This window comes from Methanolapillus millepedarum (genome assembly GCF_032594115.1).
Lineage (GTDB): Archaea > Halobacteriota > Methanosarcinia > Methanosarcinales > Methanosarcinaceae > Methanolapillus > Methanolapillus millepedarum.
The window spans coordinates 1,907,855-1,930,322 of the sequence record NZ_CP131060.1 but is presented as its reverse complement, the minus strand read 5'-3'; the positions used below and the strand labels follow the sequence as shown (position 1 = coordinate 1,930,322).

27 protein-coding genes are annotated in these 22,468 nt (G+C 45.8%); 24 read left to right on the top strand and 3 right to left on the bottom strand.

Translation table 11 applies throughout. The features are described from left to right. Nucleotides 1-9: 9 nt before the first annotated feature. Both MsAc7_RS08750 and MsAc7_RS08745 read left to right on the top strand, forming a co-directional pair. Nucleotides 10-1,944 carry a minor capsid protein gene (locus MsAc7_RS08750; RefSeq protein WP_338102533.1) on the top strand — a complete coding sequence of 645 codons (1,935 nt, stop codon included), beginning with the start codon at nt 10-12 and terminating at the stop codon, nt 1,942-1,944. Then, nucleotides 1,941-2,144 carry a hypothetical protein gene (locus tag MsAc7_RS08745; RefSeq protein ID WP_338102532.1) on the top strand — a complete coding sequence of 68 codons (204 nt, stop codon included), beginning with the start codon at nt 1,941-1,943 and terminating at the stop codon, nt 2,142-2,144. Before MsAc7_RS08750 ends, MsAc7_RS08745 begins: the two co-directional genes overlap by 4 nt. Nucleotides 2,145-2,174: 30 nt before the next feature. On the opposite strand, the gene MsAc7_RS08740 is transcribed toward MsAc7_RS08745, so the two are convergent. Genes MsAc7_RS08740 through MsAc7_RS08730 form a run of 3 tightly spaced genes read right to left on the bottom strand, consistent with a single transcriptional unit; the run spans nt 2,175 to nt 4,152 of the window. Next, complete coding sequence (locus MsAc7_RS08740) at nt 2,175-3,224, bottom strand: tyrosine-type recombinase/integrase (protein ID WP_338102531.1); 1,050 nt, start codon at nt 3,222-3,224, stop codon at nt 2,175-2,177. A gap of 50 nt (nt 3,225-3,274) precedes the next feature. Next, the gene (locus MsAc7_RS08735) at nt 3,275-3,679 is read right to left on the bottom strand and encodes a hypothetical protein (protein WP_338102530.1); all 405 of its coding nucleotides are present in this window, start codon (nt 3,677-3,679) and stop codon (nt 3,275-3,277) included. A gap of 29 nt (nt 3,680-3,708) precedes the next feature. Continuing rightward, nucleotides 3,709-4,152 carry a hypothetical protein gene (locus MsAc7_RS08730; RefSeq protein ID WP_338102529.1) on the bottom strand — a complete coding sequence of 148 codons (444 nt, stop codon included), beginning with the start codon at nt 4,150-4,152 and terminating at the stop codon, nt 3,709-3,711. 291 nt (nt 4,153-4,443) lie between these two features. On the opposite strand from MsAc7_RS08730, the gene MsAc7_RS08725 reads away from it, so the two are divergent. From MsAc7_RS08725 to MsAc7_RS08620, 22 genes are all read left to right on the top strand, one after another. Then, complete coding sequence (locus MsAc7_RS08725) at nt 4,444-5,058, top strand: phage scaffolding protein (protein ID WP_338102528.1); 615 nt, start codon at nt 4,444-4,446, stop codon at nt 5,056-5,058. A gap of 40 nt (nt 5,059-5,098) precedes the next feature. Then, nucleotides 5,099-5,467: a hypothetical protein gene (locus MsAc7_RS08720; protein WP_338102527.1), complete on the top strand. Its 369-nt coding sequence runs from the start codon at nt 5,099-5,101 to the stop codon at nt 5,465-5,467. 16 nt (nt 5,468-5,483) lie between these two features. Continuing rightward, on the top strand, nt 5,484-6,836 hold the full coding sequence (locus MsAc7_RS08715) for a major capsid protein (RefSeq protein WP_338102526.1): 1,353 nt from the start codon (nt 5,484-5,486) through the stop codon (nt 6,834-6,836). Nucleotides 6,837-6,906: 70 nt separating this feature from the next. Then, the gene (locus tag MsAc7_RS08710; RefSeq protein ID WP_338102525.1) at nt 6,907-7,320 is read left to right on the top strand and encodes a hypothetical protein; all 414 of its coding nucleotides are present in this window, start codon (nt 6,907-6,909) and stop codon (nt 7,318-7,320) included. Continuing rightward, nucleotides 7,305-7,682, top strand: coding sequence for a hypothetical protein (locus MsAc7_RS08705; RefSeq protein WP_338102524.1), 378 nt, complete (start codon nt 7,305-7,307; stop codon nt 7,680-7,682). Before MsAc7_RS08710 ends, MsAc7_RS08705 begins: the two co-directional genes overlap by 16 nt. A 5-nt stretch (nt 7,683-7,687) precedes the next feature. Then, complete coding sequence (locus MsAc7_RS08700) at nt 7,688-8,194, top strand: HK97 gp10 family phage protein (protein WP_338102523.1); 507 nt, start codon at nt 7,688-7,690, stop codon at nt 8,192-8,194. Nucleotides 8,195-8,215: 21 nt separating this feature from the next. Next, nucleotides 8,216-8,758, top strand: coding sequence for a phage tail terminator family protein (locus MsAc7_RS08695; RefSeq protein ID WP_338102522.1), 543 nt, complete (start codon nt 8,216-8,218; stop codon nt 8,756-8,758). 4 nt (nt 8,759-8,762) lie between these two features. Further along, on the top strand, nt 8,763-8,975 hold the full coding sequence (locus MsAc7_RS08690) for a hypothetical protein (protein ID WP_338102521.1): 213 nt from the start codon (nt 8,763-8,765) through the stop codon (nt 8,973-8,975). 107 nt (nt 8,976-9,082) lie between these two features. Then, nucleotides 9,083-10,492 (top strand): phage tail sheath subtilisin-like domain-containing protein, encoded by a 1,410-nt coding sequence (locus MsAc7_RS08685; protein WP_338102520.1) that lies wholly within the window; start codon nt 9,083-9,085, stop codon nt 10,490-10,492. 14 nt (nt 10,493-10,506) lie between these two features. Next, nucleotides 10,507-10,971 (top strand): phage tail tube protein, encoded by a 465-nt coding sequence (locus MsAc7_RS08680; RefSeq protein WP_338102519.1) that lies wholly within the window; start codon nt 10,507-10,509, stop codon nt 10,969-10,971. Nucleotides 10,972-11,027: 56 nt separating this feature from the next. Next, nucleotides 11,028-11,444 (top strand): phage tail assembly chaperone, encoded by a 417-nt coding sequence (locus MsAc7_RS08675; RefSeq protein ID WP_338103487.1) that lies wholly within the window; start codon nt 11,028-11,030, stop codon nt 11,442-11,444. Nucleotides 11,445-11,637: 193 nt separating this feature from the next. Next, complete coding sequence (locus MsAc7_RS08670; RefSeq protein ID WP_338102518.1) at nt 11,638-13,935, top strand: tape measure protein; 2,298 nt, start codon at nt 11,638-11,640, stop codon at nt 13,933-13,935. 1 nt (nt 13,936) lies between these two features. Then, nucleotides 13,937-14,620 carry a LysM peptidoglycan-binding domain-containing protein gene (locus tag MsAc7_RS08665; RefSeq protein ID WP_338102517.1) on the top strand — a complete coding sequence of 228 codons (684 nt, stop codon included), beginning with the start codon at nt 13,937-13,939 and terminating at the stop codon, nt 14,618-14,620. Beyond that, nucleotides 14,621-15,589, top strand: coding sequence for an XkdQ/YqbQ family protein (locus MsAc7_RS08660; RefSeq protein ID WP_338102516.1), 969 nt, complete (start codon nt 14,621-14,623; stop codon nt 15,587-15,589). Continuing rightward, nucleotides 15,586-15,966, top strand: coding sequence for a DUF2577 domain-containing protein (locus MsAc7_RS08655; RefSeq protein WP_338102515.1), 381 nt, complete (start codon nt 15,586-15,588; stop codon nt 15,964-15,966). Before MsAc7_RS08660 ends, MsAc7_RS08655 begins: the two co-directional genes overlap by 4 nt. Then, on the top strand, nt 15,963-16,373 hold the full coding sequence (locus MsAc7_RS08650; protein ID WP_338102514.1) for a DUF2634 domain-containing protein: 411 nt from the start codon (nt 15,963-15,965) through the stop codon (nt 16,371-16,373). The genes MsAc7_RS08655 and MsAc7_RS08650 overlap by 4 nt, the downstream gene beginning before the upstream one ends. Further along, complete coding sequence (locus tag MsAc7_RS08645) at nt 16,370-17,467, top strand: baseplate J/gp47 family protein (RefSeq protein ID WP_338102513.1); 1,098 nt, start codon at nt 16,370-16,372, stop codon at nt 17,465-17,467. Before MsAc7_RS08650 ends, MsAc7_RS08645 begins: the two co-directional genes overlap by 4 nt. 11 nt (nt 17,468-17,478) lie before the next feature. Then, complete coding sequence (locus MsAc7_RS08640) at nt 17,479-18,033, top strand: putative phage tail protein (RefSeq protein WP_338102512.1); 555 nt, start codon at nt 17,479-17,481, stop codon at nt 18,031-18,033. A 28-nt stretch (nt 18,034-18,061) separates the two neighbouring features. Beyond that, the gene (locus MsAc7_RS08635; RefSeq protein WP_338102511.1) at nt 18,062-19,264 is read left to right on the top strand and encodes a hypothetical protein; all 1,203 of its coding nucleotides are present in this window, start codon (nt 18,062-18,064) and stop codon (nt 19,262-19,264) included. A 4-nt stretch (nt 19,265-19,268) separates the two neighbouring features. Next, nucleotides 19,269-21,227 carry a hypothetical protein gene (locus tag MsAc7_RS08630; protein WP_338102510.1) on the top strand — a complete coding sequence of 653 codons (1,959 nt, stop codon included), beginning with the start codon at nt 19,269-19,271 and terminating at the stop codon, nt 21,225-21,227. A 112-nt stretch (nt 21,228-21,339) separates the two neighbouring features. Further along, nucleotides 21,340-21,783, top strand: a complete 444-nt coding sequence (locus tag MsAc7_RS08625; protein WP_338102509.1) for a phage holin family protein — start codon at nt 21,340-21,342, stop codon at nt 21,781-21,783. Further along, nucleotides 21,780-22,112 (top strand): hypothetical protein, encoded by a 333-nt coding sequence (locus tag MsAc7_RS08620; protein WP_338102508.1) that lies wholly within the window; start codon nt 21,780-21,782, stop codon nt 22,110-22,112. Before MsAc7_RS08625 ends, MsAc7_RS08620 begins: the two co-directional genes overlap by 4 nt. Nucleotides 22,113-22,468 lie beyond the last annotated feature (356 nt).

Genomic DNA, 22,468 nt, shown 5'->3' with positions numbered 1-22,468 from the left:
TAACCGCAAATGGCCATCTCCTCGCAAAGCGAAGAATATTGGACTCGCCGATTTGAAAATCTCGAAAAAGCGCAACAGAAGAAGGGCGCCCAATATTATCGTCGTCTTGAAACCGAATATCAGAAAGCGGATAGAGCCCTCCAAGCCGAAATTTCAGATTGGTACGCCCGGTTTGCAAAGAACAACAACATGACTATTCAGGAAGCACGAAAGCTCCTCAACGCCGGCGAGCTTGCGGAATTTAAATGGACCGTGGACGATTACATCAAATACGGCCAGGAAAACGCACTCGATCAGAAATGGATGAAAGAGTTGGAGAACGCCTCGGCAAAGGTTCACATATCGCGTCTTGAAGCGCTGCAACTGTCCATGCAGCAAGAAGTCGAGAAGCTCTATAAAAGCGAACTGGACGGGATGACGCGTCTTCTTGGGGACGAATATGTCGACGGAAAATATCAAAATGCGTGGATCGTTCAGACCGGGACGGGTGTCGGCTCTCCATTCCCAAAGGTCAAAAAATCAGAAGTCGAGAAAGTTCTGTCCAGGCCGTGGACAGCAGACGGAAAAACATTCAGTGACAGGGTTTGGGCTGACCAAAATAAGCTGGTAAATGAGCTCCAATCCGAAATGTCGCAGATGATTCAGCGCGGCGCCGCGCCGGACGAGGCAATCAAAAATATATCTGAAAGAATGAATGTTTCAAAATCTTCCGCCGGCCGGTTGGTCATGACCGAATCGGCGTATTTTTCATCAGAATCACAAAAAGAGACATTCAAAGAACTCGGCGTGCAGGAATACGAATTTATCGCCACGCTAGATGAAAAGACATGTAAAAGATGCGGGCCTCTTGACAAAAAGGTCGCTCCGATGTCATTCTTCAAAGCCGGCGGGACGGCACCCCCAGTTCACCCGAATTGCAGGTGCACCACCATCCCACATTTTGACGATATGGGTGATTGGGGCGCCACGCGGGCCGCACGGGACCAAGAAGGCAAGTATTACGAAGTCCCGTCCGGTATGTCTTTTGAAGAGTGGAAGAAAGAGTTTGTCGAGAAAAAAGAACCGGACAAAACGTTTAAGCACGTCGATTTGTCGAAAGCAGAGAAAGACGTTCCTGAATACGTTTCCAATATTAGGAGAATATATCAAGAGTGGGATGGGGAATACATATCCGAATATGCCATGCCGGCAATGAAAGAACTCGGAATTGAAGCGCCTCTCTTTGTTCGGGAAATCGAAGACATATCTTCCACGCAAGCAGTCTCAGGCAGGAGTAATTTCGAAGACATTGACTCAACGCATCAAAAAATTCAACTTGTTGAACTAAACCCCGCAGATCCACGTTCGGCGGCCCAGAGGGCAGAAGTAGCAAACCACGAATTTTTTCATGCAAAATCATCCATGCTTGAGCATGATATGCTTGAAATGGGGGTTGATGAATGGACGGAGGTCGAAGAGACGATGTGTGAAACAGCGGCATTATATACTTCGCGGGCCGCAGGGTTCGGGGAATTATATCCCTCTTACAACGGATTTATTAACAAAAACGTTCCCTTAATCGTTTCGTCTATTCCGGAATTTGCCGGCTGCAAAACAATAACGGATTTTGGAAAAATAGCAGCAGAATATCGTTTCGGAAGTGCCGCCACAGCAAAGTGGTTGCCATTCAAAAAAATACTTTCTGCCAATTTCGATTACAAAGAATATTATAAAAATTATATTCCATACTTAAATAATAATAAAGATTATATCATAAGTGTTCTCGAAAAAGAAAATCCGAGAACATCGCGGGCACGGATTGTGTCCTTGCTGGATTCGGTGTTGGACGATTTCAAAGGTGGAGCGGTTCCGGCCAGGTCGTTCACACCTTCCGAAGAATACATTTTACAAAAAACGCTTTCGATAGCCATTCAAAATGAAGGAATTAAAAAGGTGACGCTATGATGATGTTAATCCCCGACTCGCTTTTCGTTGATTTAAAAAACGAGAATCGGGTCTATGAGATTTTAGATGAATCTCCTTGCACAGATATGGTTTTTGAGAGAGACAGAGAAAAAAACAAAGAGCGGGCAGAAAAACAGAAAAAAGAACTCACAGATCTCGGAGAGTATAAAATCAGAGATTACTTTTTTGGAAAAGAGTAATTGCAGAGCATGTAAGACTTACTTACATGCTCAAACGTTTTTACAAAACAAGCACTCGCCGTCGAACTTTGGAATCATTTTCTTACATTTATCACACTCTCGGATTGTATAGTTCATAATATTTTCTTCCGGGATTGGAATTCCGTGTATTTTAAACATTGTCATGTCAATATTTCGCATGCACAAATGAACATATGTTGCAGCCATGGGAGACCTTTTCGACCATCCGAAAAAATCGCGCATTTGCGATTCGGTCATGACTGCCGCAACGTGGGTGCACCGGCTGTGACGGAATAGATGGCAATGGATTTTTTTCTGCAGTCCTACTGCGGCTTTCGCCTTTCGGACGATTTTTACAAAATCTCCGTACATGAGTTGCCGACCGGTTCGGTCTACCCACAACGGCGCCTCCGATTGGCCGGCGAACGGATGAAGTCTCAGATATGCACTCAAATACATTTTCGAAACAATCAGCCTGACCCATCTGACGCCTGTTTTTCCATCAACTGGCAGAACAGCGCCGACCGCAACGTCATGATATGCCATCAGCTTCCACATTCCAATTTCTCCGACGCGGAACCCGCCCTCATACAAAGACGAAAGGAACGCCATGTCCCGATATTTTTCAAAATCGTTTTCATTGGATGTTTTCGAAGACAGAATTAAATTAATGACTTCAGATTCCTCTAAAATTTCCTCCGGCATTTTCTGTTTTGATTTTGTGCGGACGGGTGCCACCAATTTCATTTGTTTCTTCCGCGCGGTGAACTCCAAAAGTCGTTTCAATGCTATTTGGTATTTGTACTTCGTATTTTGGCAATTATCCATGCCATTGATAAATTGCAATATCACTCGCACATCCGATTTTTTCATTTTTGAAAAGTCGCATAGGTTATTTCTTGCAAGAACGTACGAATTACACATATAATTGCAAACTGTACTGGTAGATACTTGTGACGCCTCAATATGTTTTTGGAAATCAAAAAGTATTGCCTTCGTCGACTCGGAGAGATTTGGATTGTTCGTGATGTTTCTCATCACGGTTTCCAAATCGCCTTCGATGTTGTGTATTTTTTTCATAGTGTCCACTATCCGATTTAAAAAATGGAACTTTTTAGTATGAAATGACTTTAATCATCATCAAAAAAATCATCCCAATTAATCGGTTCATGAATGTAACCGATATCAAAACCAGCCAGGATGGCTTTTTTTGGATTTGCAAATCTTTCTTTTCTCAATCTTTTTTTCTTTTCATGTCCGTTGTTTCTATTTTCATACCATCCGTCGCAGTGACATTTGTAGAAACTTTTGTCACCACAATATTTACAAGAGAAAAAATCTCCCGTCCTGGCTTTTTCGAATGAAACTCTTTTAACAGTCTCATTAAACATTTTTATACTTTTTCTCAACAATAGAGGAGCAGGAGTGTGTAATACTTCCGCCCCTTTCCGATACTCAATTAAATCATAATAGGAAGGGTTGTATGCCACTTCCAAAGATCGGTCTTTTAAAAAATTGGTTAATTTATTGCTCATATTTCTTCCTCCCATTTATATTAAAAAATTTAATAATTGTGGCTCCATTTCGTTTCGACATTGCCGGCTGCATCGATATAAGTTTCAAACGAGACTATATCTCCCTCACCGTCTCCCGCCAACGGTGACATGTTTTCGGGCATGCTACCGCGGTTAATCAACTGCGGTTTTCCAGTTTCAACGGCTTTCTGAATAGCGGACGCGTATCCGATTTTTCTTTTGTCAGCATGAACGTCTTTCAGAACGGAATCCGGCAATCGAAATCCGGAAATTTTCGCGCTGTTAAAGTTTACATCGTTCTCGAATTCGAAAATCCAAAATTCTTTGTTGATTTTCTTTCCGTCCGTATCCGGCATAATTCGGATAATCGGAATGATTTGTCCGTCGGGGAAAACTATACTTCCCTTTTTCCCGTCAGGGACAATTTCGAATTCATAATCAGTGCCGTTTATCTTTTTTGTAAATTTAGTCATGCTCATTTCTCCGCTCTAATTAAGGTTGTCAATTTTAACAATACATTCAAATTATAAATAGTATTCGGTTTACAATATATTCAATTCCACCAAGGCAGAATTAAAAAATAAAGTCATCCGATTATGTTTTTATTTTCAAATGTCGAGGCGAACCAAAGTCGGTCGACGGTATATTTATATATCACTCTTTCAGAAAAATTACCATTCTGCTAATTCTGAACTCCAGATGGCGAAATCGCCGCTTTCGCGGACGTCACCCGCGATAAAAAACGCAAGCGGAGAGGAAAAACGATGTTCAAAAAAACGAAATTGATTGAATTGGGGGCCGATGAGGCCGTTGCTGAAAAAATCGAAAAAGCTCTTGATGAAGAAGTCAAGCAGTGGATTCCGAAACACAGATTTGACGAAATTGCTGAAGAGAAAAAGAAACTCGAAGCAAGCGTGAAAGAACGCGACTCTCAACTTGAACAACTCAAAAAAACGAGCGGTTCAAACGAGGAGTTAAAAAAGCAAATCGAAACGCTTCAGGAAGAAAACAAAACGAAAACAGAACAGCACAAAAAAGAAATCGCTGCGAAAGAAGCCGAAGCGCGAAAGCTCCGTCGGCAACACATCGATGAAAATGTGCTTCGTGATGCGAAAGCCAAAAATGTGACTGCTACACGCGCGCTTCTCGAAACTATCGACGACGATGAACTCGACGATGAAAAATACGAGAAAAAACGCGTTGATGCTGTCAAAAAACTAGCCGAAGCAGAAGATACAAAATTCCTGTTTGGCGACGGCTCTTCCCCAAAAATCGATCCATTCGTTCCAGGCGGCGGCAAAGCTCCGCCGAACCCGACACTCGGGCAATCATATGCCGCGGAACTGAACAAACAAAACGGATTCATGCCGCCGAAATAACGGCACAAAATTACACTTTTTAAAAACGGAAGTGACAAACGTGTCTTCTTATCCAGAAACCAAAAAAACGTCTGTCAGACCCAATTTCCTCTCCAGTGAAACAGGTCTGATTCAAAAAACATACACCATTCCAAAACCCGATCCTGCAACCCCCGATGAAAACGGCCGCATTATCGTTGCCGGTGGCTCTCTCTACAAGGACGAGGGCGGAAGCCCCATCGGAATCGTCTTCGAAGATGTCGACGTGACGCTCGGCGACGATATGGGAAGCGTCATTGTCCAAGGCCGGGTCCTCATTGATCGCCTCGACTCTGCTGTTTACACGACAGAGGTTCAGGCGGCGCTGAACAAAACAGGAATTTACTTCGACAACCAGCCCGAAGTCGTCAGACCGTCTCAGGTTGTCTAAAAACGGAAGTGAAAAAATGGATATTACTGAACTTATCTCTGACGCAGAGCTTCTTGCGTTTAACCAAACACTCCAAATCAAACAACAACCCCTCTCAGGACGGCTTTTCCCAGGACGTAAAACGAAAACTCTCGAAGCAGAATTCTACCGCATGTCTGAGGGTTACAACGTCCCGACAATGGCTCTTGTCCACGCATTCGACACGGAAACCCACATCGGTACCAGAAAACCGCTCGAGAAAATCAAGTTCGAGAAATTCCTTGTCAAGGAAAAACTTGACCAATCGGAACGGATTCAACAGTGGCAAAACTCCGGTGCCGGAGACGACACACTTGTGAAGTGGGCGTTTGACGACTTTTACCACCTTTCCCAAAATGTCCAAACCCGCATCGACGTTGAGAACTTCGAAGTCCTCACCACAGGTGCTCTCACAATCAAGGAAAACAACGTCGACATCACAATCGACTATGGCGTTCCGGCCGCAAACAAACCGACGTACGACTGGTCAAACCCGGACCATGACATCCTTGCTGATATTGATGCGATGTACAAAATCGCGCAACTTTCCGGCCACGACGTGACAAAAGTATACACATCTCCGCAAATGCTTTCCCTCCTTCAAAAGAACAACGGTATCAAAACCGCATTGAACGGAAATTCAAATGCCGGGATGTTCGTATCCCAGTCCCGGATTAACGAAATGTTGGGAACACAGTATGGTTTCACCATCGAGACTGTCACAGGCGTTTACAACTACCCGACCCCGGGCGGCGCAATGGCACAAGCGAATTTTTTTGATCCGACCAAATTCGTCATGACCTCCGCAAGTCCGAGCGGTGCAATCGGTACCGGACTTTGGGGTGTAACTCCGGACGAGCTCGCGAAGAAAGTTGATTGGAACACCGCGCAGAACATGTTCATTTTCATGTCTCAATGGTGGGAAAACGACCCTGTCGCTAAATGGTCCCGCGCAAGCGGCGTTTACGTTCCGGTTCTCCCAGATCCGTCCGGACTCGTCATCGGTACCATTGCCGGCGTGACCGGTGGTGCCGGCGTGACCGGTAGTGCCGGCGTGACCGGTACTCTTGGAACTTTGACCGTTGGCTCCGTACAGGGCGCAAACAGTGGCGAAACCGACATTTCGGTTTCCGGAAATACCGGCGCTTTGAAATACAAAACTGCTGCCACGCCTACACCTGTCACCTATGGGCAGACAATTTCAAACGGATATACTGACCTTACCGGCACGTCTCCGTTCACTTTGACCGAACAAGCTGCCGCCAACGGAAAGAAAATCTACGTCGTTGAAATCGATTCGAACAGCAAAGCCGTGAAGGCCGGACAAGCCGTCCTTGATGTGAAACCGTAATCTCTTAAATTGATATGCAGGTGCCTGACCTCACACCTGCTTATCTTTTTCTAAAAAACGTGTGGATGAAATGACAATAATTGACGACGTCAAAATGAGACTCAAGCAGTTTGGTTACGCCGCTGATGATTCCGATAACGATGAAATCACGTGGTGTAAAAACAAAATCGAACGAAAGATTCTCGACTTCTGTCACATTCCAAAAGTCCCTTCCGGACTTTATTATGTTGAAGTCGACATGATCTGCGGTGAGTTCTTATTCGAAAAGAAATCGACCGGCGATGTGAGCAAGTTTGAGAATATCGACTTGAAAAAACCCATTACGCAATCAATCACGGAAGGGAACACAAGCGTCGTTTTCACAACTCCGACGTCAACCCCATCGTCTCGATTGGATTCGTTTATCCAAGCATTACGAAATGGCGGCCCGGGCGCAATGTCTCAATTAGTCAGACACAGGCGCCTTGCGTGGAAGGGACAATAATGCCGATTTACCCGAACGTGAAAGAGGAACTCGAACTTCTTTACGATGGGCGCTGCACCGTTTATTCTTCTGAATCCGTTCCGGACAAGAATGGAGGAGAAACGTTTACGGAAAAACTTCTGTATGAAAATATAGCATGCAGGCGCTCCTCAAGAAGTGTCGTTCAAGCCGGCGACGGGACAACCGCGTCCGTTCAGCAGGTTATTCTCTTGCTGATCGGGGCGGAATATAACATTCCACCGGGTTCAAAAATCGTCATTACACAATTTGGAAAAACAGAAACGTTTACGAATTCGGGAGAGCCGGATTTCCATCAGTCTCATCAGGAAATTGTCTTACAACTGATTGATACGAAGGCGTGATTACCATGTCAAAAGATGTCGAAATCAATATTGACGATTTGATTGAGTTCCGAGACGAACTCAAAAAACTCGTCGATGTTGAACTGAAAGAGTTTTTCGAAGCCGTCGCGAAGGAGCTCGCCGCACGGTTTCTGGCCTTGGTAGTCCCTGCGACGCCGACCGGAATATACCCAAACGGATCCGGAAAAGTCGGAGGAACTCTAAAACGCGGATGGACGGCAGGGGAAGAAAAAAACGCATATGCTTTTGCAAAATCCATTGATATAAAAAATACAGGGGATAAGTATTCAATCGTCATTTCAAACCCGGTCGAATATGCATCATATGTCGAATATGGACATCGAACGGTGACGGCGTCGCGGTTGGATTTGACAAAAGAAGAGGCACAGGACAAAAAAATGTGGGTAAGAGGCAAGTTCATGATGACACGAACGGAGCTGATCTTGAATCAGAAATCACCTGAGGTTATTGAACGATATCTAACGGAATTTCTGATGTACATATTCGGATAAATGAAGCGGAAGGCAAAAAAAATGGCAGATGATTGGCTGAATGCGATTATAGGGGATTACTCAAAAGAGGTTCTCGACGAATATTATTCAGACGACACTCCGGAAAACCCGAAACCGAAACTCGGGATTGCCGGCCGGATCCGCGAAACATTTCCGGATACGGATGAAAAGAAATACAAGATTTATTTCCGTGACGATGTCACCCAGGGACTCGAAGAACCGTGTTTCTTTATCATGCGCCTGTTAAGCGCCACGCGTGAAGTCGTTTACCCCCGATTCAGTCTCAACACGTCGTTTGATGTTCATTATTTCCCAACGCCGAATACAAAAACACGATTCACAGAAACCGCAACAGTAGAGATGATGTTGCAGGACATTCTTGAATTTATCATAGTTATTGACCCCGAAACAATGCAAACGTTTCAGATACATGGTACCGGAATCAGGGCCGAGATGCATGATGACGTTTTACACTGTTTCGTTAATTACAACACCCACTTCATAAAGCCCGTTCCGAAAGAGCCGGCGATGGAGGAGGTTGAACTTACACAAAAAGTGAAGTGACAACATGGCAAAATCAAAAACGGTTACAGATGAGGAAGCCCCCCCGGCTAAATTCACACCACCTGAACAGAGCTTTTCAAAAGAACAGTTTTTGAAAAGCCCAAAATATCGTTCAAAGCGAGACGTTTTGAACGCCATTCTTGAAAACGACAAAAAATACACAAAAACAGAAGTTGAGAATGCGATCAAAAGATTCTCTTCGCAGAAAATCAACTAAACTTGAAAACAGAACGTAAAAATTGACAGTTCGCCTGTTCAATTTTTATGTGTGGACAACTCAACCAAAATTTACTATCTGATTAAAACAAAAACGGAGATAAAATAATGGCAGCAGGCGGAGGAACATTCCTCACACAAAACAAAAAACTGCCGGGCGCATACATCAACTTTGTATCTGCCCAAGCTGTTTCTCAGGCGCTTTCCGACCGTGGAATTGTCGCTTTCGCAACCAACCTCGATTGGGGACCCGAACACGTTGTCATGAATGTGACAAACACGGACTTCCAACGTGATTGCATGAAAATCTTCGGCTATCCCGCGACCAGCCCGAAAATGAAAGGACTTGCCGACCTTTTCCAAAACGCAATTCGAGGCTACATCTTCCGTCTTAATCCGCCGACCGGAACAAAGGCGGCCATCGAATACATCACCGATGACAGCGAAACCATCCTTGTCGGGACGGCACGGTACACCGGCGCACGCGGGAATGACATTTCCGTCAGGATCGAATTAAACATCGATTCCCCGGACACACCAACCCCGGAAGAGCCGGCTCTTTACGATGTGACGACTTACGTCGGAGACACCGTCGTTGACAGCCAGACAAAAATCACAGCGATGTCTCAGATCATCGACAAGGAGTTCGTCGTCTGGAACAAAGCCGGAACGATCATGGAGCTCATCGCAACAGCAACCGGCGGGACAACCGCGCAATCCACCAACGCCGACATCGAAGATGCGATGGCCAAGTTCGAACCCTACCAATACAACATCTTCTCGACAGACGTTGTGCCGTCCGCCTCCTTGGTTGCATATATCAAATCGTATGTGACACGAGTCCGCGAACAGACGGGTGCCAAAATGCAGGCGGTCATCTATGCCCCGACTGACATCGGCACGTCCGTCGACTATGAGGGAATCATCTCCGTTCAGAACAACGCAATCGTCGATGCGACCACGTTGAAAACGGAAGATGGGTTCTCCAAAGCAGCTCCCTGCTTTTGGATTGCGGGGGCGGAGGCCGGGTGCGCTGTTAACAAATCGCTTACAAACGCGGTTTACAATGGATCGTTCCTTGTCAACCTCGATTTCTCTCAAGACGATTTGGTGTCATTTATCGACAACGGCCGCTTTGTCCTTTACAGGGATGGAGACGACGTCCGCGTTTTGACTGATATCAACGGTCTTACCACCTACACGCTTGAGAAAAACGCCGATTTCAGCAACAACCAAACAATCCGTGTCCTCGACCAAATTGCCATCGAAACGGGAATTCTATTTTCGGAAACGTTCCTCGGCAAAGTTCCGAACGACGAAGACGGCCGCATTTCGTTCAAAGATCAGCTGGCTGACATTTTCAATCAGCTGCAGGATTTGCGCGCGATTCAAAATTTTGATTACGACGAGGACATCAGCGTTTGGAAGGGTATCACAAAAACGTCCGTCGTCGTCGACACGGCGGTTGAACCGACGAACGTCATGGAGAAACTCTACATGACTGTCCGTGTCGGATGAGGAGGTGAAAAACAATGACAATGAAATCAGAAGACGCAATTTCCGGATCACTCGGAAAATGTTACATTGTTCTTGACGGAAACCGCTACGACTGCATCAATTTGATTAAAATCGAAGCGAAGAGCGAAAAAAAGAAAGTCGAAGTTCCGATTCTCGGGAAGCCGGGTAAAGGAAACAAAGCCGCTGGATGGAACGGTACAGGTTCCCTGTCGTTCCACTACAACAGTTCGATGTTCCGCGAACAAGTCCATGAGTATATCAAGACCGGGAAGGATTTTTACTTCGACATCGAAGTCCTGAACGAAGACCCCACGTCCTCCGTCGGCCGCCAGTATGCAATTCTCAAGAACTGCAACCTCGACAACGCAACACTCGCGTTGATCGACTCCACTGCGGAATACCTTGAGGACCCGTACGATTTCACGTTCGACGACTACGAGTTGCCGGAGAAATTCACAACGCTTGAAGGAATGCTCTGATTTAATCAGAGCTTTTCTATTTTTAAAAATTTTTAAAATTATAAGGAGGAGTAACAATTACCGGATTAAAATCATTTTTCAAAAACAAATCATCGCCCGAACCTGTAGAGTATGCCGCATCAAATCGCTTCACGGACGAAGAAGGAAATCCACTGAAATGGGTTATTCGACCCCTTAACTCTGAAGATTATGACAATATTATTGAAGGGTCTACAAAAGCAATCGGAAAAGGGCGAGAACGCGCCATGAAGACTGACATCAATGCATTCAGCAAAGGCGTCGTGACACGTGGCGTGATTCATCCAAATTTGCTCGACGCCGAGTTACAAAACAGCTATGGCGTTCATACACCCGGAGATTTACTCAACAAAATGCTCACCGCGGGCGAGTTCATAAAACTCCAACAGAAAATTTTGGAAATTTCAGGATTGGATACCACTATCGAAGATGATATCGAAGAAGCGGAAAACTGATTCGGTCGGATGGAATTTCTGCATATGCGCACGTTGCGCTTCAGAAACTCCACATCCGACCACTTGAATTTTTAAAAATGGAACAAAAAGAGCAGGCTTTTGTCATTGCATCAATCAACATCCGGCAAAAGGATGAAGAAGCGGAAGCAAAGAAGCTCAAAAGTAAAACTAAAAAATAAAAACGGATGAGAGAATGGGAACTATAGAAACGTCTATCGTAATGAACGATTACGTGTCAAACACGATTGCAGGAATCCTCCGCACAGTTGACATGGCAATCCGGTCATTTGAAATGGCGGATGCCGCCACCAATAAGATGGCAGAAGCCGCCGTTCGGTCAGCCCATGATTACGATTTAGTTACCCAATCAATCGATAACACAGCAGCAGCTCTTGAAGCAGTTGAATCTGCTGCCGGTGCGGTAGAGTTGAACAATTTGGTGGCAGATACCGCTCAAGCGGCGCAGAACGTGAATGACCTCGCCAACAATGCTCAAAAAACGGTTGGTCTTAACCAGCGGATGGCGGAGATGTTCCAGAGGGTCAAGGGCGGAATTAACGAGTCCGCCCGCGCCCAATCCCAACTGAATGATCAGATCCGGCGGGGAGAACAAGACGCCAACAATCTGATTGGGACTGTAAAACGTCTTGCTGTAACTCTTGGAAGCATTTACACTCTTAAACAAAGTCTCGCCTTATCGGACTACATCGTCGGGTCGAACGTCCGTCTCGGATTAATCAACGACGGGAATCAGTCCGTTCGGGAATTGCAAGACATGATTTACAATTCTGCAAACTCGGCCCGCGCAGGCTATAGTCAAACCATTGAGTATGTTTTTGATTTGGGGATAAATGCCGGCAACCAGTTCGAAACAAATTCCGAGATGATCGGCTTCATTGAAATTTTAAGCAAACAATTCGATTTAGCGGAAGCGAGCGCGTCCGAAGCCGACATGGCCATGCGAACGTTGACGCAGGCGATGGCAAACGGACAGTTGCAAGGAGAATTCAAATCAATTGCCAAAAACGCTCCTCTGCTTGCCAATGCGCTTGAAGAATCGCTTGGCGTGTCACGTGAACAACTCAAAGAAATGGCAACGGAAGGAAGAATCACTGCAGAGATGATTAAAAGCGCCGTCTTCTCAATTGAAGATTCTTTGAATGCTCAATTAGCTAACAATCCGAAAAAGTGGTCGGATTACTGGAAGACGTTTAAAAATGACGCTCTTCATTCATTCCAGCGTGTTTCTTCTCAGTTGTCATATCTCGCAAACACCGACGCAATCAAAAAAATGGTTCAGACTACAACCGACATGGTTGACCGCCTCCTCAACCAGATTGCGCACGGCATACAGAACATCACGGCGATCGCCGAGACTCTTTCACAGAAAGCGGGTTTTGACCAATTCATTTCCGACGTGACGGCGGGGATTTCTCTTGTTACCGAACTTGTTTTGATTTCGTTTGATTTGATTGGGCGCGGGGCAATGTGGGTTGCGGATAATTGGGAATGGTTACGGTATGTCGTTTTTGGAGTTGCAGGGGCGTTTCTTGTTTATAAAACAGCGGCGCTTGGTGTTTGGGCTGTGCAAAAAACTCTTGCTATTGGAACAACTATGTTAACTATACTGAAATCAATTGATACAACGGTCACATATGCACTAGCAACGGCCGAGGAGAGAGAAGCAATGGCAGCAGGTATTGCTGCATTAAGTAACTTATTGTTAGCAGGCTCCATCTATCTTATTTTAGGTGCTATTATTCTCATCATTGCTATCATCTACGCGGTCGTCTATGCGTTTAACAAGTGGACAGACTCAACAGTCTCCGCAACAGGAATCATAGCCGGTGCAATAAACGTCATGGTGACGGCGATTACGAATAACATCAAGTACCTCTACAACATCTTCCAATCCTTCGCCGAATTCTTTGAAAACGTATTCAAACACCCCGTTTATTCAGTTCAGCGCTTGTTTGTTAATTTGTTCTTGAACATTTTCGATTACATCCTCTCTTTCGACCCAACAGGAATGCTCCAAAAAACGTTCGGCGGAATGAGGGACATGATTGAAAACAACATGAACACGATGATGCCTGACGATTACATCGTTCGCACAAGAGCGGAATATGCAAACGTAGCAGACTCGTACAATTCCGGTTACGCTTGGGGGCAGGGCGCCGAAGAATCACTGATGATGGCGATGGACGGGCAGATGTTAGCCCTCAATGCGGAAGAACAGGTTTCCTTGTTAAACAACATCAACAAGAACACCGCATCTTCCGCAAACTCTCTCAAATTGGATGACAACACACACGCGAAACTCCGCGAATTCGCCAAGAACGAATTCGTAAACAGATTCACGACTGCTGAAATAGTCATCCAAATGGAGAATAATAACACATTCAACAATCAAACTGATGTCGACGGTTTCATGTCTGCACTGACAGCGGCCGTGAAAGAATCCGTCGATACCACAAAAGAGGGGGTGTGAGATGGCCGGCTACACAGGCTATGATTTCTATCTCGACGGGGTCCTCCTACCCGTTACCCCCTCCTCTCTCACAATCAAAACACCGGGTCAGAGCACAACGTTTGACGTCATCAACTACTCTGAAATCAGCGAGCTCAAGAGTCCCGGACTTCGAGAAATCTCATTTGAATTTTCGCTTCCGAACAATCCGGAAAACCTCCCGTTTGCAAAAAGCGGCGCGCAGCCTCCGAGATACTATATTGAGAAAATTGAACAACTCAACCACGGGAAACGGACATTCCAATTTATCATCAATCGGAAAACACCGCAGGGGGTGCGTTTGGACGATACGAACATCACAGTGTCAATATGGGATTTCCAAACAAAAGAGGATGCAGAAGACGGAAACGATTTCAAGGCATCAATCGTTCTAAAAGAATTTCCCAAACACACGACGCAATTTATTACCGTCACGAACGGAACGACATCCGTCAAAAAAACGACGGATGACAACAGATGGGCAACAACCGGCGTCCCGAAAACATATACAATCAAAACCGGGGATACGCTCTACAATATCGGTAGGACGTATTACAACAACGGAAACGCATGGAAAAAAATCGCGCAGATGAACGGTATTACCGACCAATACAACATAAAAGTCGGAACCGTCCTCTCAATGCCTGAATATTTCGGGGTGCTTTAAATGGTTACAATCGACCTGAAAATTGCGTCGGGGAATAAAATCTACACCCCGATTGTCGAAAACAACGTCGAGGTGCATCTTGAGAAGAGGGGCGCACCGGGGACGCTCACATTCGTTTGCCTGAATGACGGGTCTGCCGTGTTTGACCTTGGGTCTGCCGTCACGCTGAGAATCAACGGCGTAAACATGTTTTACGGATTCATTTTTACAAAAACGAGTGATAAAAGCAATCACGTATCCGTTACGGCATACAACCAACTCCGTTACTTAAAAAACAAATTCACATACGTTTTCGAAGACAAGCGCGCGGATGAGATCCTAAAAATGATTGCAGACGACTACGGCCTCCAAACGGGAGTTCTCGCCAACACAGAGTACATGCTTCCGTCCTACGTCTGTGAAGGAAAAACGCTGTTTGACATCATCGAAACGGCTCTCGACTACACATTTGACGAGACCGGAACGGAATGGGTGCTGTACGACGATTTCGGAAAAATGACGCTTGGAAATCCGGGGACGATGAATTACGGACTGTTAATCAATTCTGAAACGGCAGAGGATTTCGGGTACGAAACAACAATCGAGGACATGTATAACGACATTTTCCTCGCAAAAATCGACAAAAACAAAAACGTTGTCGAAACCGTTCAAAAAACGGATGCAGAGAATGTCCGGAAATATGGTTTGTTGAGATATTATGAAAACGTGACAGACGAAACGAAAACACTCCAAACAAGAGCGGACGCTCTTTTGGAAATCTACAACCGAGTTACAAAAAACCTGTCAATTGCGGACGCAGTCGGAGACCCGCGCGTTATTCCGGGAAGTCTCGTATATTGCAGTCTGCAACTCGAAGATTCAGTTTTAATCCTCAACAAAGCTCTCAAAGTCAACACTGTAACCCACAAATTCACAAATGAGAGTCACAAAATGGATTTGATTCTCGAAGGCGGTGAGTTCACAGCATGACCGGGTCCGCAAACGCATTGACGGCTCTTGTAAAACAAGCGGCAGTTGAAGCCGTTGCCGCCGGCAATCCGGCGGAAATCCGAAAAGGAGAGGTTATCTCTGTCAATCCGCTGCAAATCAAAACAGACGAGTTTCTGACTCTCTCGGAAAAGCAGCTGATTCTCACGGAGGCGATCAAAGATACGATCGTTGAGGTGTCAATCCAATGGACGACCGAAGAGGCCGCCTTGCATACGCATGGCGTTCGGGGGAAGAAAGGAATGGTCGTTTACAGAGCACTTGAAGTCGGAGATATTGTCCTTCTTTTAAGAATGCAGGGCGGACAGCAATTCATCGTCATCGATGCAATCAAAAGAATCAGGGAGCGGACGTTATGAGCAATTTACTTCCGACGCCGGAAATCGACATCAACGATTTTGAGGTCGTCGATGAGCCCTCAAAAACATATCGGATGCTTATCCATCAAAACCGCGTTGTCGGGTTCACAGACGGCCGTGAAGCAGTTGAACAGATGGTCTACAAGCGCTTGTTGACTGAAAAATACATTTATGCAATTTATGACTGGGATTGGGGTCTTCAGACGAACGATTTGTACGGCAGACAAGTCGATTATGTGGCCTCCGAACTCAAACGGCGGATTCCGGACGAACTCTACAAAGACGAACGGATTACGAATGTTTACAATTTCAAATTTGAAAATACAAAAACGAATGTGCACGTCACGTTTAACGTAGATTCAATTTACGGAGAATTTGAAGCACAGCTGGACGTGATTTACGCATGACTGAGCAAGCACTTACAGTAAAATATACTTTCCAAAACCTTCTTGATTCATACACCTCCGGATTTCCGGCCGTCGACAAACGGCAGGGCTCAATCGTCTATGATTCCGGCTCTGCGTTTCTTTTAGAGCTTACACAGTATTACATCGAGCTTGAAAAAATTGAAAACAATCAATATCCGGACACGGCTGACCGGGAAAGCCTCCTCAAAATGGCAAGAGAGCAAGGGATTGTCATTGAGACCGCAACGCCGTGTATTTCCCGCGGCGTTTTCAACCTGAATGTCCCGATCGGCTCTCGGTGGAATCAAGGGGATATGAATTTCACGGCGCGGGCACAACTGAACGATACGGACGGTAATCCGATTTACGGAAATTTCGAAATGGTCTGCGACACGGCCGGAACAATCGGAAATGCCTATCTCGGACCATTAATCCCGATTTCGCAATCTATTCCCGGACTCGCACGCGCCGACTTGACAGAAGTTCTCATTCCCGGACGGGATGACGAAGACACTGAAAGCATTCGCGAAAAGGTGATTGCATCTTATTTCACGATGAGTTACGGTTTCAACCGCGCCCAATACATTTCCGTCACGGAAAGCCTCCCGGGTGTCGGCGGCGCAAAAGCCCAGCGCGCACCGACCGGCGGCGGAACGGTTTCCGTTCAAATCATCAACTCCGAATTTAAAGCGCCGTCCGACATTCTCATCACTGAGATTCAAACAGCACTTGACCCGGTCGTAAATGCCGGCGAAGGATACGGCCTGGTCCCGATCGGGCACCGGTGTACCGTCACCGGCGTTCGGAATGTTACAATTGATGTCGGCCTATCAGTGACTCTTCGGGAAGGGTGGACGTGGGATGACGTGTTGCCGCAGATCGAGGATAGGTTAGACAATTACTTCCTCACGATGGCAAAAGCGTGGGCGGATGAGCCGAATCTTGTTGTCCGCGGCGCGCTTATTATCACGAATCTGATTACCGTCACCGGACTCCTTGATATTCTAGAAGTGCAGCTGAACGGCGCCGATGTAAACGTTCCCCTCGAATTCGACGAAATCCCGATTCTCGGGGCCGTAACACAAATCGTATGAGGTGAATCTGAATGGTCGAAGAATTGATTACCCGTTATCCGCCGTTTCTGCAGGCGTATCAGGAGTACAACCAAATATCAAACGGTGCGACGCCGCTGCTCCGGATTGCATACGCCGAAGCGCAGCGGGTTGCACGAGACCGTTATATCGACACGGCGTCGAAATACGCAATCGAGCGATGGGAAAAAATACTGCACATCACGCCGTACGGGACCGACACGCTCGACATTCGCCGGTTCCGCGTCAAGGCACGAAAAAACGAACGGTTACCGTACACAGAACGGTTCCTGGGGCAACAATTGGCGTCTCTTTGCGGCCCCACTGGATATTCAATGACAATTGAACCGGCCGAGTGCACGATGCATGTCAAAATTACGGTCGGAAATATTCGGAACTTTGAAACAGTTCAAGACTTCCTCGAACGGACAGTCCCGCTGAATATAGATATTACGCTGACGCAACTTTACAACAAACACGGCGAAATTAGAAATAAAGGATTTACGCATGGCGATTTGTCAGCGTATACTCACAAGGAAATCAGAGAATCTGAAACATTGTTACAATAATCTCAATTAAAAAACGGAAGAGAGAGACATGCAATTTACACCGAACTATACTCTGAAAAAACCGGAACCTGATGACGATTACAACGTTCAGGATTTCAATGACAACGAAGACATCACCGACGCGACGATGAAGGGTTTTGACACAAACATCAAAACAATCAACGAAAAACTCGCCGCCGGCGTGGGGGATTACACCGAGCCGACAATTAAGGCCGCTCCAACGGAATCCTCCATTCTTGATGGAGATGCGTTTGTGAAAATCGCCGCAAGCGACGGGAAGATGAAGAGAACAACGTGGACTTACATCAAATCCGCTCTTAAAACGTTCTTTGATACCGTTTATTCTCCAAAATCTCACGCGTCCGCGGGAACTGATTACGGAACAGGAACGACAACTCAATACGGCCACGTGATGGTTATTGACAATATAAACGAGGGGACTTTGATTGCGGGACATGTCCTATCGGCGAAGCAAGGTAAATTGTTGAATGACAGCATTTCAGGACTTCAGTACGAGATGGGCAATTTATTGCCAAACGCGTTTGGAACATACGTTTCACTCAGCCGCGATGATGACGAGTTCTTAATCAGAGGGACATCAGGGGAAGATAGAGTTATCGGGGCAACAACATATTCATCGCTGGTGTCTCGATTGCAAAATTCGTTTTCGCCGAGATCTCACCAATCCGCTGACAACCGATACGGTCTCGGAACAAAAACAATGTTCGGACACGTCAAAACCATTGACGCAGTGACATCGTCGTCATACACGGACGGCGAAGCACTCTCGGCGAAACAAGGATATGACCTTAATCAAAAAATCGAAAATAACAAAATGAGTGCGGTCATTTCAGCCGCATCTCGAAAATCCACGCCAGCGACAACTGACAGATTCCCGTATCAGGACGTCGCAAGTGGAAATGTTGTCTACGCGACCATCGATGATTTCAAATCAGCAATAGGTGGTGGCAGTGTCGGGATGATTGCAACAATTCCGGCAGCTGCATGGACGGGGTCTGCTGCCCCATATTCTGCAAATGTGTCCGTTCCGGGAATGACGGCATCGAAAAACTACATTGTTTCGCAAGCCCCAGATACGGTGAACGAATACAACGAATTTTCCACATGTGGACTCAATTCATATGCACAAGACATTGACCAAATTACAATCAGGGCATACCGGTCGAAACCGACGATTGATTTGAAAATAAAAGTAATCATTCTCGGGTGATTTTATGGTAGGAGTGGATGATTTCTGTATAGGCGGTGAATGGTTCCGTCTAGAGAAGCTATACAATTTGGCCAAAAGCAAAAACACAACAGTCGCCGCCATAAAGCGCGGCGATGATGGTTTAATCGTTGCAATCGGATACAGAGGATTCATTGCGACCGCAACCGACCTTTTCGGAGAATGGACCGCAAACGAATCGTTTGCGGCCATGTTTGGGACCGGCAGCATAAATACAAGTCTGCGTGACATTGAATACGGGGGAGGATATTGGGTCGTCTGCGGTACAGGAAGCCCTACGAAAGGATATGTTTTTTATGCAGCAGACCCACGAGGAACATGGACGAAATCAACAATAACTACAGCATCGACCACTTCATCAGTAATTTTTATGAACCGTATTAAATACGGCGGCGGCAGATGGGTACTCGGAAGTAGTAACCAGGGAACTACCACAGACCCTGGGTTGAGATACTCTACATCTACACCACCCACATCTTTTACAAATGTAACCACGTCTTCGGACATGGAAGGTAGTATAATCGACTATGATGGCACATATTGGATAGCTGCTGGAGGTGACCCTGCGTCGTATTCATACATGGTTTCAACAAACGCGTCGTCGTGGACGAAAAAAACAGGGCCGTATGAGTCTGGAAGTTCAACATGGGCAGTCGGTGCGGCAGTTACGAAATATAAAAATGCCGTCTATTACGCCGGGAAAGGTGGGAGTTTGTTCACAGCTCCAAACTATAATTCCTCATGGACGTTTGTTGTGAATGGACTAAATCCAAAGGCAGAAACATCAGGTGCGAATTTCCTCAACGGTGACGGGGCATTGTATCTCGGCTCACGAGAATCTGTACAATACTCGAATGATCCGTCGGCTGGGTCATTTGAGTATGATGTAGAGTTAACATCTATCATGGAATCAGAAACTACCGGCGTTTTCAACAGGTCGTCATTTAAGGGCGGATTCACCTATTCTGACTACACGGCCGCGCTTATTACAGAAGGCGGCGCCTATTACAAAAAAACAGGCAATCCTCTAAAAACAGCCATCATTACAGCTCCTATCGCATCTTCTTCGAATTATCAAACAACAATTTGGATAAACAAGAGCGAGTTGCCAGCCGGTACTCAATATTTGGACTTCGAATTCAACGGTCAAAAAGTTCCGCATATGCTGGATTGGCAGGACAGCACCGGTTTCATGTACACCCTGAAATTACAACTTGCCGCCGGCGCAAACAACATATCAATATCAAAATCAGATACAGATAAAAGCGCACCCGCAAACTGCGGATTCACCCGCTTTGATGATTTCAGAACCGGCGTGCCGGCCGGTTGGTATGAAGGCGCCGCCGCAACGACGACGACTTGGACTGGGTCCAGATTCGCGTATTCCGCGACATACGGAGGCGTTGTCACAGGCGCGTATTTCTCCCGCGTTGCAGGCATAACGGCGGGCTATAATGGATTCATGCTTCCGAATGCGAGCGCGCTTCCGGATTACACAGACAAGACGGTTGAAGTGTTTGCCACTCTCAACAGAATTACAGGTGGCAGCGGAGACGGTGACAACAAAGGGTTGTATTTCAGCATCACGTCCGGGAATACAACAGGCTCCGCATCAACGACGGTAGACGGCATAAATGCAAGAGCATCGTATTATGTTCAAGTCATGAACATCGCGTTAAGCACCGTAAGCAATTTTGTTAACTACAGCTCGCCTACTGCAATCCCATATCCCTGCCCGGCAATTCTTGGTTGGGAATCCGGTGCCACTACAACGAAAGCGCACTGGTACGATTTAACAACGCACCAAAAATACGAATCAAATGAAGTTACAAGAACCCGCCCATCTGTGAAAAATATTATATTTTACACAGGCGGGGAAGCGAAAGTTTTCCATTGGTTCAGAATCCGGGAAAAATCTATCGGCGAAACATACGTCATCGTGTGACGAGGATAACAATAAATACAAAAATATCTTAACTAAATTAAAATAAAAATCGGCGGCATCCGATTTTTATTTTTCGAATATTCTAAAAAACGAACATGATAGGCGTTATTTGATGGACGACATGAAATTAACAATTTTAGCGGCAGGAGCGGCAGTCGGTGCATTCATCGGGGGGTGTCTCGGTGGGTGGGATTTTGCGCTCATGACGCTTTGTATCTTTGCAACCGCCGATTTTATTACCGGCACCGGTTTGGCAGCTTTGGGCCTATCAACAAAAACAGAAACGGGCTTTCTGTCATCGGTTGCGATGGGCAGGGGATTGATGCAGAAGTTCTTCATTTTATTTCTTGTTCTCGCGGCATACCGACTGGATGAGCTGATGAATACGAGTTACTTGCGCGAAGCTGTTATTTTCGCATTCATTTTCAATGAATTGCTGTCTTTGACAGAACACGCAATCGTATTAGGGCTGCCGATTCCGGCACCTCTCAAAAACGTGATACAAACGTATCACGCTCCGAAACAAAAAAACGAAAAAACGGATGATAAAAAATGACTATCGAACAGATGATTTACATCGCATTGATGATCGGAGCGATCGTTATCACTTCTATCGTGATTAACTATTACTCCAAAAAGACCGGACGCAACGTCCGCGAAGACATGGACAAAATTTACGATTCATGCCTTGTGATTAAAAAGGCGGCAGATGACGGAAAATTCACAGAAGAAGAGAAGAAACAAGTTCTTGAAGCTATTGAACTGATCGGAGATTCTATCTATCCTTACATCGATTTTATTGAAAAATCCGGTATACTTGATGTAATTTGGATTAAAATTAAATCAGGAATCGCCGGATTTTGGTCAAAAGTTCAGAAAAATTAAAATCAGGGTGTGCAATCGGGGCGAGGGTAGGGCATCTACCCGGCGTTATATTGCCCCGACCGCAAATCAATCAATATGACTGATTTATATAAAAATATATTTACTCCATTTTGGTAATTGAAAGTGGAGGCTTACGCCTCCTTTAAATTCGCAGCCGCCATTTTAAAGGCAGCCTACTAGACTACTCCGGTGCCTGCAGAAGCTGGTTCCGGGACTCCGAGCGAGATCAAAACTGATCCAACAAAGATACCGACCAAACCGGCACCTATTTCGACTAGAAATTGTGATATGTTCATTTTTTCACCTCCAGACGCCCTTTAGGGCGACATGAGGATCAAAGCCCATATCGAATAGGG